This window comes from Methanosphaerula subterraneus (assembly GCF_052055875.1).
Taxonomy (GTDB): domain Archaea; phylum Halobacteriota; class Methanomicrobia; order Methanomicrobiales; family Methanospirillaceae; genus Methanosphaerula; species Methanosphaerula subterraneus.
Map to the genome: position 1 here is coordinate 381,381 of NZ_CP170508.1, position 14,734 is coordinate 396,114.

The 14,734-nt window shown below is 60.2% G+C and carries 6 protein-coding genes; 5 read left to right on the forward strand and 1 reads right to left on the reverse strand.

The window, feature by feature from the left end; translation table 11 throughout:
* Positions 1–53: 53 nt before the first annotated feature.
* From ACFKSJ_RS01765 to ACFKSJ_RS01775, 3 genes are all read left to right on the forward strand, one after another.
* Positions 54–2,717: an aminotransferase class V-fold PLP-dependent enzyme gene (locus tag ACFKSJ_RS01765; protein ID WP_440950558.1), complete on the forward strand. Its 2,664-nt coding sequence runs from the start codon at positions 54–56 to the stop codon at positions 2,715–2,717.
* On the forward strand, positions 2,718–3,461 hold the full coding sequence (locus ACFKSJ_RS01770; RefSeq protein ID WP_440950559.1) for a formate dehydrogenase accessory sulfurtransferase FdhD: 744 nt from the start codon (positions 2,718–2,720) through the stop codon (positions 3,459–3,461). It abuts the gene before it with no gap.
* An 83-nt stretch (positions 3,462–3,544) separates the two neighbouring features.
* Entirely contained in the window at positions 3,545–5,137 is a 1,593-nt protein-coding gene (locus ACFKSJ_RS01775) for an ATP-binding protein (protein WP_440950560.1), read from the forward strand.
* Positions 5,138–6,547: 1,410 nt separating this feature from the next.
* Here ACFKSJ_RS01775 and ACFKSJ_RS01780 read toward each other — a convergent pair.
* Positions 6,548–10,360, reverse strand: a complete 3,813-nt coding sequence (locus ACFKSJ_RS01780) for an AAA domain-containing protein (protein WP_440950561.1) — start codon at positions 10,358–10,360, stop codon at positions 6,548–6,550.
* A gap of 958 nt (positions 10,361–11,318) precedes the next feature.
* Here ACFKSJ_RS01780 and ACFKSJ_RS01785 point away from each other — a divergent pair.
* A complete protein-coding gene (locus tag ACFKSJ_RS01785) occupies positions 11,319–12,737 on the forward strand; it encodes a hypothetical protein (protein ID WP_440950562.1) in 1,419 nt (472 codons plus the stop codon).
* Positions 12,738–13,189: 452 nt separating this feature from the next.
* Positions 13,190–14,605: a hypothetical protein gene (locus ACFKSJ_RS01790; RefSeq protein WP_440950563.1), complete on the forward strand. Its 1,416-nt coding sequence runs from the start codon at positions 13,190–13,192 to the stop codon at positions 14,603–14,605.
* The last annotated feature ends 129 nt before the right edge of the window (positions 14,606–14,734 follow it).

Consider the following 14,734-nt stretch of genomic DNA (forward strand, 5'->3'; position numbering starts at 1 on the left):
CCCAACCATCCCCGAGCGTGGCTATTATCAGACCCAGAAGCAAAATAATAAATATGTTTCGCGAGCCGCCGGTGAAAAAAACCCTTTACTGGTGCACCCATTGCAATGTCCCCCTGCTGGCCAGATCCTGCGCCTGCGGCCGGGACGGAGAGGAACTCCCCCTCCTCCAGCCGTACGATCTCCGGCCGGCCCTTCGCGCCGATGCAGCACTGATCCAGGACCTGGTCAGCGCCCGGTTCGGCGATGTGAAGATCCCGACCATCCTCCTCCTCAACAAGACCGGCGGGATGGACCGGAACGACCTGGTCATCGCCAACGGCGCCCGGTTCGGCTGGCTCGTCTTCGACCCCGTCGACCGGCAGTACCGGTTCGACATCGCCCCCGAGTCCCTCTCCTGGGTGGTCCCGATGGTGACCAAGGGGATCGTCGACCTCTCCACCGCGGCCGACCCGGCCACCCTGGCCGGCCGGCGGCTCGGCGGCAAGAAGGTCGAGGTGACCACCGACGAGCCGGAAGGGACCGTGATCGTGAAGTACCGGCAGCGGTACGGCACCGGCGTGCTCCGGGAAGGGACGATCCGGGTCAAGGAGCTGTCGCCCTTCGAAGCGAAGACCTTCGAAAACCCCGACTGGCAGGAGGCCGTCCACCAGAACCGGCTCCACCTCAAGAACCTGGAACGGTTCGCGGTCAGGACCATCAAACAGCACATGCACGACCGGCCGACCGTCAATGTCTCGTACTCGGGCGGCAAGGACAGCACCGCCGCCCTCGCCCTGGCCAGGCGGGCCGGGGTGACGAACGCCTTCTTCATCAACACCGGCCTCGAGTTCCCTGAGACCGTCGACTTCGTCCGGGAGCAGGGCGTCGAAGTGATCGACAGCGGCGGCGACTTCTGGGCCTCGGTCAGTAAGGCCGGCCCCCCGGGGAAGGACAACCGCTGGTGCTGCAAGAGCCTGAAGCTCCACCCGCTCAAGCGGTACCTGGCCGCCACCGGCCCCTGCGTCACCGTGCAGGGCAACCGCTGGTACGAGTCCTGGAACCGGGCCGGCCTCGAAGAGACCAGCCAGAACCCGAACAACCCGCTGCAGCTGAACATCTCCCCCATCCGGAACTGGCGGGCGATCGAGGTCTTCTTCTACCTCTGGTGGCGGAAGGTCCCGTTCAACTCCCTGTACGAGGAGGGGTTCGAGCGGCTCGGCTGCTACCTCTGCCCGGCGATGCTCGAGGCCGAGGGCGAACTGATCAAGAAGACGCACCCTCCGCTGGAGGCCAGGTGGCAGAACTTCCTGGCGTCATGGGCAGCACAGAAGGGGCTGCCCGAGGAGTATGCCACCTGGGGTCTCTGGCGGTGGCGGGAACTGCCGCCGAAGATGTCCGAGATCTGCAGAGAGCACGGGCTCGCCATAACCGAGAAGGGGACGCTGGCCACCGGGCCGGCCAGACCGGTGCCGGTGCCCGAGCCCGTCGTTGGGGCACCTCTGATAGAACAGAAGGAGGAGCCTGCCGGCCGGCAGCCCGACGAGCAGCCAGACCTGATATCGGGGTACCGGAAGGACTTCCCCCTCCCCGCCGGCCTGGTCTACCTGGACAGCGCCGCGACCAGCATCTCGCCGGCCCCGGTGCTCGATGCCGTGATGGAATACGACCGGACCTACCGGGCCAACGTCGGCCGCGGGGTCCACCGGCTGACGCAGGTGGCCACCCAGCGGTACTGGCATGCCCACAAGAAGGTCGCCCGGTTCATCGGCGCCGAGGAGCAGGGGGAGGTGGTCTTCACCAAGAACGCGACCGAGGCGATCGCGATGGTCGCCTACGGACTCGGGTTCTGCCCGAAGGAGCGGGTCGTCACCACCGTCCTCGAGCATCACTCCAACCTGCTCCCCTGGATGCGCCTGGCTGAGAAGCAGCAGACCGACCTGGCCGTCGTCCCGATCGGCGGGGACCTGCTGCTGGATATGAACGCCCTCGAGGAGGCGATCACCGACACCACCCGGCTGGTCGCGGTCACGCAGGCCTCGAACGTGCTCGGGACGATCGTGCCGGTCCGGGAGATCGCGAAGATCTGCCATGACCACGGCGCCCTGCTGCTGGTGGACGCGGCCCAGTCCGTCCCCCATATGCCGGTGAACGTCAATGACCTGAACTGCGACTTCCTCGCCTTCTCAGGCCACAAGATGCTCGGCCCGACCGGGACCGGGGTGCTCTGGATGAAGGAGTCGATCCTCGAGCCCCTCCTCCTCGGCGGCGGAGCCGTCAGCTCGGTCTCCAGTACCGGGTATACGCTGGCCGAAGGCTACGCCCGGTACGAGGCCGGGACGCCGGCGATTGGAGCAGGGATCGGTCTCGGCGCCGCCGTCGACTACCTGGAGCAGGTCGGGATGGCGAAGGTCCGGGCGCACGAGACCGCCCTGACCACCCGGCTGATCGACGGGCTGCAGCGGATCGAAGGGGTCACGGTCTACGCCCCAGAGAACCCGGCCGACCGTATCGGGGTCGTCTCGTTCAATGTCGCCGGCTTCGACCCGCACACCGTCGCCGCCTACCTGGACGAGCACGCCGAGGTGCTGGTCAGGTCCGGCCACCACTGCTGTATGCCCCTGATGGAGCACCTCGGCATCCCGGACGGGACGGTCCGGGCGAGCCTGCACCTGTACTCGAACAGCACCGAGGTCGACACCCTGCTCGCCGCGGTCGGCGAGGTCGCCGGAGGGGTCTGAATGGTCATCACGGTGCCGGCCCTGCGGGAACGGCGGGGAAGCCGCGAGGAGGTCACCGCCGAGGTGGTCGAAGAGGTCCCGCTGGTGCTGACCTTCAACGGCCGGCAGATCATGTCGACGATGACCGTCCCGGGTCGGCCGGCCGATCTCGCCCTCGGTTACCTCTTCTCAGAGCAGATCATCGAGGGGATGAACGAGGTCGAGTCGGTGATGGTCGAGGGGCAGTCTGTGAAGGTGCTGACCCGGGACCCGTTCCGGGTCGTCGTCTCCAGAAGGGTCGTCGTCAGCGGCTGCGGCGGGGCGGCCGCCCGGATCCGGGAGCAGCGTCTGCCGGCGGTCACCGCAACGGCGTCCCTCTCAGCCGAGACGATCCGGACCCGGGTCAACGACCTGCTCACGGCCGTGCCGCTGGCCGCCACCGGCGACCTCTATGCAGCGGCGCTGGTCATGCCCGACGCCGTCTGGAGCGCCGAGGATCACGGGCTGCAGAACGCCGTCAACCGGTTGATCGGCCGGCAGCTGCAGGAGAAGGTCGGCCCGGGGGCATGGCTCGCCGCCTCAGGCCGGATCACGGCCGAGATCGTCATCACCTGCGCCATCGCCGGGTTCCCGGTCCTCGCCTCGTTCGGTCGGGCCACGGCGCTCGCGATCGACCTGGCAGAGAAGTCCGGGATCACCCTGATCGGCGAGGTCACCGGGGCCGGCATGATCGTCTACACCCACCCGGAACGGGTCGTAGCGTGACCGATGGAGCGGTAATTAAGCTCTTCTCCTAAACACATATCCCCGCAGAAGGACGATATCAGATCAGGCAACCAGGTGACCCCATGAATAGCAGCGAAGAGAGTTATCAGCCGCTCTGCGACAGCCCGACCTACCGCCTCCTCGGAACGACGGTGCTCGCGTACCGGTACATCGTCCCGCATGGAGCGAAGGTCTTCGTCGGCGATGTCGTCAAGATCACCGACCGGGAGAAGGGGTATACCTTCTTCGCCAAGGTGACCGACCTGTCCCACTACACCAACCACGACGAGCCGCACTGGGATACGGCCACCTGCGGCGGACCGCAGCCGGCCCCTGACCAGGACGTCTTCATCGAGGTTCACGCGACCCCGCTCGGATTCATCGATGATAAAAAGCAATTCCGGTCCATCCGGACGATCCCGTCCCGGTTCTCGGAGGTCAGGACCCCGGGTGCCGAGGACTTCGCCTTCTTAAAAGAGGTGATGGGGGATATCGAGGTCGGCGAGATGCGGACCGGCCTCGGGGTACTCCCTGATGTGAAGGTCGGGGTCCCGAGCAAGGTGCTGTCGCAGCATATGGGGGTCTTTGCGACCACCGGGATGGGGAAGAGTAACTTCATGAAGGTCTTCTGCATCTCCTGCATGAAGCGGCGGACGATCGGGATGCTGGTCGTGGACCCGCACGGCGAGTACGTCCAGGGGCGCACCGAGCAGTCAGGGGCCCAGACCCGGGGGCTGACCGACTACCTGCCCGGCCGCGAGGGGCTCTCGATCTACTCGGTCAGGCCGAAGGAGGAACGGGAACGGTTCGGCATGAAGGAGCTCTGCCTGGAGCACGACGACTTCCGGATCAGCGACCTCGGGATCCTGTACGAACTCTCTCCCCTGCTCTGGGAGATCGTGGAGTCGCTGGACACCTTCAAAGGGAGCGACGTGATCGATTTCTTCATCAACGAAGGGGTCGACTCCCTCCCCTCGGTGACCAAGGTCACCGCCGGGATCGGCCGGCACCCTGAGATGGCGGACGTCCTGCGGTCCGCCAATCCCGGTCCCCTCCGGATGATCCAGCGGCGGATCGAGTCGCTCGTCCACAGCAACCAGCGGTTCCTCGGCCGGCTCGGCTCCTCGATCCGATCGATCATCGAGGAACTGAACGAGCAGAAACTGGTGCTGATCGATATTCCGGGAATGAGCGAACGGAGCGAACTCTTCATCCTCTCTGCGATCACCAGGATGATCCTGCATGAACGGGTGAACGCCGTCAATGCGCCGCACCCGGACGGTATCGTCAGGGAACCGCCGCAGGTGCTGATCGTCATCGAGGAGGCCCAGCGGGTCCTCTCTGCCGCGGGGATGAGCACGCAGATCTTCCGCGAGTGTGCGATGGAAGGGCGGAAGTTCGGGGTCGGGCTCTGTGCGATCACCCAGCAGCCGAAGAACATCGACTCCCGTATCCTCGCCCAGATGAACACCTTCATCGAGATGGGCCTCTCCGACCAGAACGACCGGCAGATCATCGCCGGATCGGCAAAACAGGACCTGACCCCGATGGACACCGAGGTGCAGACCCTCAGCAAGGGAGAGGCCGTCATCTCGACGATCGGGATCCCGTTCCCGATCAGCACCAAGATCCACCTCTTCCAGGAGTACCTGGACCAGTTGAACCAGCAGGGGTGAATCTTTTTTTCACCCCCTGGGGCGCAGTGGGTCGCTAATTTTGTAAAATAATCTTCATCCAGGAGCGTGTAGACATCTACAACGATCGATAATCATCCAAAAAAAGCCTTGCTCCGAAAAGTGGGATGATGGGTCTCTGCCATAATTCTCCTCTCTCCAATTCAAGGTTGAATTCAGGGCCCATGAGTTATTTCATCACGTCTGTACACTACCGGAGCTGTTCTTCGCCAGGTAGAGAAAGGTATCCGAATAGAGTTTTTATACACCAAAATTTCTCAATACTTCGATCCAGGTATGACAAAATGAGGCGTTACGTCATTGGCGCGCTACTCAAACAGGCATCAAGGGTCGAAGGATACCCTCGATTATTCATCCGTTTTCGATAGAGTGAGTACCCCTCCCAGAGAATCGTAACCCCAATAATCGGCATAATAACGAGCATATACAGAAATACAACAATATCCTCTGAGCTTAGCACAGGAATACCCTGCAACAAGTTTTGTATCCTTATCAAATCTTGAAAGAGGGATGGTATCGGGAAAATGCTCAATGCCCCAGTCACTAATGCAAGACTTCCTGCATGCTTCAAACCTGAGACATACAATCCAATATGCAAAATGGTAACCACGGCGGGAAGGGACAAGTATAAAACTTCCGATAATGTCGCTAGAACATACGATGGACTTGAGGACGTCGAGTTCTGAACCGTAACCATGATAATATAATTTACAATTAACGATAGACTAACAATCAATGAAGGGATGGCATACACCCATCTCCTCTTTTCATAGAAAAGCGACCCTGTAATCCCAAGGATACCAATGAATGATACAATGAGAAGATAGAACCATAGGTACGATTGGGTAAACATGATAAATTCAAATAAAAATAACGAGGCGAATAGGAAAAAAAACAAAAAAAGTAAAATATTGAAATGCTTTGATGTGAAGAATTTCATAATTTTTCTCCATCTCACAAGATGATAAAAGTGTTTGATAAAAATTGAATGTCAGCACTATTCAACGATATGCGACACTTAATTTTTTTATTTGAAAAATTGATAAAAATAAAATTTTAGCCCCGGCACCTTTTCATAAAAAATGGATATAAGCAACGATCATGTTGGATTGTCGGTCTTTCCGCCTAAAATTCGATCCCACTTCAACAACAGATGATCAAACAGAAGATCTTAATTTTCAGAATCTGGAATAATTCGAACCCAACATTATGAGACGGTTTCACCAGAGAATATAGGATAGAGCGTCCGAAGCCGGCCGCCAGATGACCTTGGATACCTCCAGGGTCGTTTGGAAAATTCCAAACGCATACAACAGGACAGCCAAAGAAAACGTGGAGCGCTGGTGAATGGAAGAGACGCCGAGGAGAATTAACGAAGTAGTGGGCCCCGGGTCAGTCCGCCCGGGTCCGGAGCACGGTCAGCCTGACCTCTCCGGTCTCTTCTGAACCGAACGAGAAGGTCCGCATCTCCCCGTTCTCTCTGCAGAACGCCTGCAGGCTCAGCATGTGCCCGAGCCCCTTGAGCCCTTCCTCGTGCTGGAGCAGTTCGTACGAGGGGGTCAGCAGCGGCCGGGGCAGAAAGGTGATACACTTCTTTTTAGCCCTGGTCACCGAGACGTTCAGCCGGTTCAGGCTGTAGATGAAGGTGGCCTCCCGCTGTGCCGTCTCGGGGTCGCTGACCCCGTAACTGACGATGACGGCGTCGGCCTCCCGCCCCTGCATCTTGTCGACGGTGTCGACGAACGGGGGGCTGTGCCAGATCCACAGTCCGTTCAGGGCCTTCCGGATCGCCTCGATCTGGGCATGGTGCGGGGAGACGATGAAGAGCCCCTCGTCAAAGAACTGCCGGTCTCCATCCATGGTCAGCGGGTACACCTGGTCGCTCTCCGGGTCGAGCAGCCGTTCGCGGAGCTGGACGACGAGGGCTGCGACGATGCCGGCCTCGACCTGGTTCTCGACCGTGGCCTGGACATCCTCGAGCACGGCCAGCACCAGCGGGTACGCCGGGTCGAGGATCCAGGCCAGCATCGCATCGAGGGCGCTCCCCGGCCGGCCGGTCGGCTTGAGGGCGAGCCGCTGCTCTGCAAGGGCCTGTGTCGCCGGCCGGTAGCCGTCCCCGTACAGGGCCGCCGCCGGGAACCGGGAGAGGGTGCTGTTCATCCGCCAGTTCTCGAGCAGTTCGGCCGTGTACCGGGGACGATCGTGGTCGTCGCGGAGGCGGAGGTACCGGAAGATCGATTCGTGCAGCCCGGGGAGACCGTCCTCGGGTTCGGGGTATTCGCCCTTGATGATCGGCGGCAGCTGCTGGTCGTCGCCGGCAAAGACCAGTCGTCCCCCGGGTCGGAGTGCGGCGAGGGCCAGCGAGAGTTCGCCGAACCTGAGCTGCGAGGCCTCGTCGACGATCAAGAGGTCGAAGGGGGCCAGGTGGCCGGACGCCTTGTATATCCCGTACACGGTCCCGCCGAGCACCAGCGACGGGTCGTCGGCGAAGAGGCCGGCCTTGATCGCATCGTTGGTGGTCGAGGCGGGGCCGTTCCGCCGATAGGTCTCGTCCCGGTCGATCTTGACGACCCGGACCCCCTTTCCGACCGGCAGGTCGTGGACCTGGGACTGGACCTTGCTGAGCAGGTTCTCGACGGCGCTGTGGGTGAAGGCCGTGACCAGGATCCGGATCCCCTGTCTCCGGTCCTGCCGGGCCTGGACGAGGGAGAGGATCGCTGCAGATAGGAACGTGGTCTTGCCGGTGCCGGGCGGTCCCCAGACCAGGGTCAGCCGGTTCGTCAGGATCTGGTCGAAGGCCGCTTTCTGGCTGCTGGTCAGGTGATGGGCGGCTGCATAGCCCCTGGCCGCTCCGACGAACCCGGGATCCTCGGTGATGGTCGTTGCCACAGCCAGGGGCTCCTCGATCAGCCGGATCAGGTCGGTGCCGTCCAGGTCGCACTCGCTCAGCCGGCTGATGATCGTGTCGACGTTGTAGTCCATGAAGACCGGGAAGAGGACCGCATGGTCGCCTTTCTGAAACGGGTCCAACTCCTTCTTATGCTCGACCTTCAGGCTGACGCGTTTGATGAGCCCGGTTTTGAGGTCGGGGACCGCACCCTCCACCGATGCCTGTCTGACGATCGAGTTCTTCTGCGTGTACCGTTTCCTTCTCCGTTCATAATCGTCGTAGCAGAGCTGGGCCCGCTCCCCCTCATCCCCGGGCGGGACGATCAGGCGGAGTCCTCCCTGCGCCTCGAAGAGGTACGGGTCGAGCGGTGCCTCGAGCTCCCAGAGATCATCGCCGAGGGAGATCACCGGCACGCCGATCCCCTGTTCGAGCCGTTCCGAGGCCGGGAGCGACCGCTTCTCCCGGACTTCGAGGGCCGCGATGAACGACTCGTACCGGACGATGAATGCGAGCCTGGAGAGGAGGGGATGGGAGAAGTCCATTGGGGAGGGGAGGTGGAACTTCGGGGCCCAGGCGACCAGGCTCTCGCCGAGTGCCGACCGGATCCCTGACACGACCGCCGAGGTCGCATCGAGCCTCCGTGCGAGCTCCCCCTGGATCGCCTCGACGCCCGCCTCCACGTTCTGCCCGTTCCAGACCGAGAGGATCGCATCGCTCCGCAGCGTATTGGAGAGGTCGAACCAGTACCGCTTGGAGACGGGCAGTTCCTGGGTAAAGTAAGGGTCAGGGAGCACCTTCAGGACTTCGGGGAGCCGGTAGAAGATTGAGATCGGAAGTGCGGCCAACCTCCGGATCACCCCGGTCAGGACGATCAATGGGAAGGGGACCTCCTGGCCCGGGTGCAGGTCGGCCTCCGAGAGGGTCGTGTCCTGGAAGTGGAAGAGGAGGGCCAGCGCCTTCTGGGCGAGGTCCGGATCCTTGACGGCCTCGTACAGGAGTTTATTGAAGAGGTGCTGCTCGTAGGTGTCGAAGACGTAGGTCTGCAGGGAGAGCTGTTCGTTCCACTCCGGATGGTCGCGGTTGTAACCGTCGACGATCTCCAGCAGTCCATGCAGGTGGTCGACGAATCTGGCGCAGACCGTGGCACACTCCTCTGCGTTCTTTGCAACAAAGACCGTTCTGTTGAACAGGTCTCCAAACGGCCCGTCGTTCCCGCTGAACCGCCGGACGCCGGCGGCATAGATCGTGCCGTCGACCGGGTTCTCCTGCAGGGTCAGCACGATCCGGACCGACTCGTGTTTGGGGAACCCGACCGAGTAACCGCTGTGCCTGACAATTTTTTGCTGATCCAGGGCCTGCAGGGCATGGATGTACCGCTCCCGCCTGTTCCGGAGGGAACCGCAGCCGTTGCAGATCGCGGGTGCATCGTCCCGTTCGAGGCAGGCCGTCAGGTCGTCGAGGGTGTCGACCGATCCGCTCTTCTCCCACCTGGCCTCGCGGAGGTAGGCCCTGCCGGCGACCGAGAGGAATGGGAGGAGCGAGACCGACCTCTTCTCTTCGGCCTCCTCCCGGCAGTGCTCGTAGAACTCGCACCACTCGCACCGGTAATAGAGGTGCCACCCGAGGTCTTCCGGGCTGACGGTCAGGATCTCCCTGAGCTTGTGCGAGAAGAAGTCCTCGAGGATCCGCTGTGACGGGAGGAGATCGAACCAGACCGGTTCGGGTTTGTTGTACAGCCAGATCCCGGCCTGGACCTGGTCGGCGGCGAGCGGGAGATCGTTGGCTCTCAGCACCTCCTGCAGCATCCGGGCGTAGAGGGTCACCTGGATCCGGTGGCTTCCCTTCAGCATCTCGCTGGCCTTGACATCGATGATCTGCAGTTTGGGCTCGCCGTGGACCATCGAGCAGCGGATCAGGTCCGGTCTGCTGATCCCGAACCTGCAGAGGTCGCTGCCGACCCCGTACTGGGAGAGGAAGTCGACAGGCGGCTGCAGGGTCGGCTGGTACAGGTGCTGCCCTGGAGAGAGGCTGGAGAGGCCGGCCAGGGTCTCCTGCCATTCGAGCACCCGCTCGTGCAGCGGGCCGCTCCCTGATGCGACCTGGACCTGGCCGCTAAGGTTCCTGACCACCTGCTCCTCCCATGAGAACCCGGCATCGAGGAGGGCTTTTGCAGCCGGGGCGGTACAGACCTTGCCGGCCGGGATCTGCTGGATCATCCGGACTGCTTTCGGGGTCGCATGGTACCGCAGGTACCGCGGGCACTCAAAGAAGAAGTATCGCGAGAGCATCGAGGGGCTGAGATTGTAACTGACCATGCATCACCGGCATACACTGTCTTAAGACCGGGGACCGGGTTCCGGTCCCCTGGTGTGATGAACGCCGTGCTCTGGCCTGTTCACCACGATATTCATCAGAGGTGTTGGTGCTGCAGCAAATAATAGATGAAGGTTCAGGAGGTCTGGTGGGATCTGACTTTGGTCCCGGTCGGAGATTGATCAAATCTGAGGAAAATTTCCCGATCAATTCATCGATCCAGGGCCATATCTGGTGAATACATTTTATCCGGAGATCGTAATAATCAAAACTCAAAGAATTACAGGAATTTTCAAAATTCCTGCGATTTTTCTCGATCAGTTTTTAAAACGGACGATAATTCCTGGCTTTCTGTTCTGAGAGCCCGGATCCCGGCCTCTGTCAGGGATTGAGGTACCCCCGTTCCGGATTGTAAATCAGAACTTATTTAATGATTGAAAAGTTCAAAGGCCATGCTGATCTGAAACGTGATGGTACGGCGGGGTGTTGACCAGCTGGTCCGAATCGGAGAGATTTTTTCCGGGAAATGTTTGAAAAGGGGAGCAAATCCCGGTTGGATTGATATTTTCTCTGGTCCTCCTGAGAAATATCTGAAATGTACTCTTTAAATTGTGATTGAACGATTTTTTCCCGGGAAGATTTCAAATTTGAGGGAATATCGGCCAGATCTCATCATCTCCAAAAATCTCCTTTGAATTCGTAAAAAACCGGCATATTTTCAGTAATTATTATCTGGATCCCAGAGGGACATCCACTCTGAGGTGAGCAGATTCTCGTCTCATGATATGCGCGCAGACCCCGACGGGTGACCTGGGACGCCGCTCTGTGTTTCATGAGCCCGGATGTGTCCGGCATTGACCGAAATGATCCGCCAATCCCTCTCCAAATCAAAAAATAACGATTGATTACGCCGAATTTGGGGTCCGGAAGTATTATAATCAGACCGGCCAGTGTAAAATTATGAAATTCCTGCCGATCATGGGAGTGCTCCTCTTCACCCTGGTCTGTGTCTCGTCTGCCGGCGCATCAGGGATGGTGAAGTTCCACATCCCTGAGATCTCAAACGCCGCCGTGGGAGACACGGTGGATGCAACGCTGTACATCGACAACAACTTAAAACCACTCAGCAGCGACATCTCGCTGAACCTGGACTGGAACACTGAGATCATCCAGTACCAGGGGACCGACTTCTCTGCCGGGCACACAACCTCTGCAGAGCCGTACGGTACCCACCAGCTCCATCTGCTGATATCAGATCACACGAACGGTATTGCGATCGGGGATAATGTCCCGGTAGCCCGTTTGAAATTTAAGGTTCTTGCACCGGGCGTCTCCCCGATCGAGATCAAGGTCGTGAAGGTCACCGACCTCTCCGGGGCTGACATCACCGGCACGGCCGTCTCCACGAACGGACAGGTAACGACCACGGGCACCGCGTCCACGGCAGCGGTGACGACGACCCAGACCACGGTCATGCAGACAACCGCGACTATTGTCACCCCATCGACGACGGTGGCATCGAACCAGGTCCAGGTCGTCAACCCGGGGCTGGCGACGGTCCCGGCCAACACTGGTGTCTTTGCGATAGGAAGCATCGGGAACGTGGCGGTCGGGCAGACCGGCGGGGTGACCCTGTACGTGAACAACGCCTGGAACCCCCCGTTCGGTGACACCTATATCGATGTCACCTGGGATCCCTCGATCGCCGAGTACGTCTCGACCGATATCATGGTCCCCTCCAACACCACCGCAGCAGAGGGCGGCAACGGCAGGGTGCGGGTTGCGCTCGGCGACTTCCGGAACGGGTACCCGGCCGGCAGTTACCCGATCGCGACCATCAACCTCAAAGCACTCAAGGACGGAACCACCCCGCTGACCGTCACGATCGACCATGTCCGGTACTGGTCCTCCGACCTCTCGACCTTCACCGATATCACGGCGAGTGCAGCTGCAGTGAACGGTGTCTTTTCAACCGGAGCGGTGTCTGCACCCACCCAGGTTATCGTGACCCCGTTGCCGGTCGACACCGTGGGAACGATCGCGACCCCGTACATCGCTCCGAGCGGCCCGGTCTCGTTCGGGGACTCGAGCTCGTCCAGCGGTGGCGACGTCTACACCGGTGTCGGCGGTGAGCCCACAGCCATGACCACAGCCACCACCGTTCCGACCACGGTACCGACCACAGAGATCGTCACCTCCACCACCACTCCCGCGACCAGCGAACCGACCCTCATCATACAGTCGACCCTCACGATGAATGTGCAGAACGCAACGACAACTGTGCCGACCACGAAGATGGCTGGAGCTGATTTTGGTTTCATCACCCTGTTCGGCCTGGCAGCTGCAGGAGTCCTCCTCCTCGCCGGACGGAGGACCTGATAGAGACACCTATTCCTTTTTTCTGGTGCTGAAGGCGGCAGCTCCTGCCCATTCACAAACACTGTTTTGCGTCCTTCGTATGGTCTGATTGTGTCCATTGATCAGGATCAAACCCGGGCGATATGAACTATTATAAATAGAATAACTCAAATTTTCTTCTCCAACCGGGGTATACGTGATGGTGCATCTCCCGTTGTGGTCAATGTGATATCCTTACCACTTAAAAAAAACCACGCCGATACGATCAGGAAGAATGGGAAAATCAACCGTAATTTGGTGAATTTATCCAAAACAGAGCAATTTTCTCCAAAAAATTGATCTCGTCCCGGGCGCAATAATTTTTCCCTGGACAACCTGATCTGGTTGAAATTGAGAGCAAATCGAAAATGAAGGCTTGTGCGCGTTTTTGTACCGTCCGCAAAGCATATCATCTGACCAGTAATTGTACTATGATGAAAGTTCTGAAGGCGATTGGAGTACTTGTACTCTTCACCCTCGTCTGCGTCTCATGCGCAGGTGCTTCAGGGATTGTGAAGTTCCACATCCCGGAGATCTCAAATGCTGCAGTGGGCGACACTGTGGAAGCAACGCTGTATGTTGACAACAACCTGAACCCCCTCAGCGGCGACATCGCACTGACCATGGACTGGAACAATGAAATTCTGCAGTACGTGGGCACCGACTTCTCAGCAGGGCACACCACCGGGGCAGAACCGGTCGGCTCCCATCTGCTGACCCTCAACATCGCTGATCACACGAACGGGATCGCAGCCGGCGATGTGCCGGCAGCCCATATCAAGTTCAAGGTCGTCGGCCCCGGCACCTCACCAATAGAGATCAAAATCAACAAGGTCACCGACCTCTCAGGCGATGACATCACCAGCAAGGCGGTCGCCTCGAACGGAGAGGTTGTCGCCACCGGCACCGCGTCCACAACCGTGACGACTGCCACCCAGACCACGACCACCCTGACGACCTCGACAACATCGACGACTGCAACCACCTCGAGTCAGGTCCAGACCTTCAACCCGAGCCCTGCAACGGTCCCGGCCAACACCGGTGTCTTTGCGATCGGCAGTGTCGGGAATGTGGCGGTCGGGCAGACCGGCGGTGCGACCCTGTACGTGAACAACGCCTGGAACCCACCGTTCGGCGACACCTATGTCGACATCTCATGGGACCCCTCGGTCGCCCAGTATGTCTCCACTGACATCAGGGTCTCCTCCAACACCACCGCAGCAGAGGGCGGCGACGGCAGGATCAGGATCGCACTCGGCGACTTCCGGAACGGGTACCCGGCCGGCAGTTACCCTATAGCGACCATCAACCTCAAAGCACTCAAGGATGGAACGACCCCGCTGACCGTCACGATCGACCATGTCCGGTACTGGTCCTCCGACCTCTCGACCTTCACTGACATCACGGCGAGCGCAACAGCCGTGAGCGGTGTCTTCTCAACCGGAGCAGTGGCCGCACCCACGCAGGTCATCGTAAACCCACTGCCGGTCGACACCGTGGGAACGGTCGCGACCCCGTACATCGCTCCGAGCGGCCCGGTCTCGTTCGGGGACTCGGGTTCCTCTGGCAGCGGTGACGTCTACACCGGCGTCGGCGGCGAACCCACCCTCGCAACGATCCCCACCACCATCATAACCACGGTGCCGACCACGGTACCGACCACGGTGAATACCACGCAGACGATCAGTGAGCCGACCCTCACCCTCGAAACGACCATCCCGACGATGGCGGTTCAGACGATCGCAACAACCGTTCCGACCACGAAGAAGGCAGGGGCTTTCCCTGGTATCATCACCCTGATTGGACTGGCAGGTGCTGGACTTCTGCTCCTTGCCGGCCGGAAGAACTGAAGATAAACCATCCATCTTTTTTTGTGCAGGTCGACATCTGCCGCTCATCACCCGCGGATTCCGCTTTATCAGGCCAATGCACAGGAGTGCAACCTTGGACCCCGACAGGATCGCGGTCTGGGAAGATCG

What these genes read in the sequence shown, in the direction of transcription:
- ACFKSJ_RS01765 (WP_440950558.1), top strand. Translation starts at nt 54, where the DNA reads ATGTTTCGCGAGCCGCCGGTGAAAAAAACCCTTTACTGGTGCACCCAT.
- ACFKSJ_RS01770 (WP_440950559.1), top strand. Translation starts at nt 2,718, where the DNA reads ATGGTCATCACGGTGCCGGCCCTGCGGGAACGGCGGGGAAGCCGCGAG.
- ACFKSJ_RS01775 (WP_440950560.1), top strand. Translation starts at nt 3,545, where the DNA reads ATGAATAGCAGCGAAGAGAGTTATCAGCCGCTCTGCGACAGCCCGACC.
- ACFKSJ_RS01780 (WP_440950561.1), bottom strand. Translation starts at nt 10,360, where the DNA reads ATGGTCAGTTACAATCTCAGCCCCTCGATGCTCTCGCGATACTTCTTC.
- ACFKSJ_RS01785 (WP_440950562.1), top strand. Translation starts at nt 11,319, where the DNA reads ATGAAATTCCTGCCGATCATGGGAGTGCTCCTCTTCACCCTGGTCTGT.
- ACFKSJ_RS01790 (WP_440950563.1), top strand. Translation starts at nt 13,190, where the DNA reads ATGAAAGTTCTGAAGGCGATTGGAGTACTTGTACTCTTCACCCTCGTC.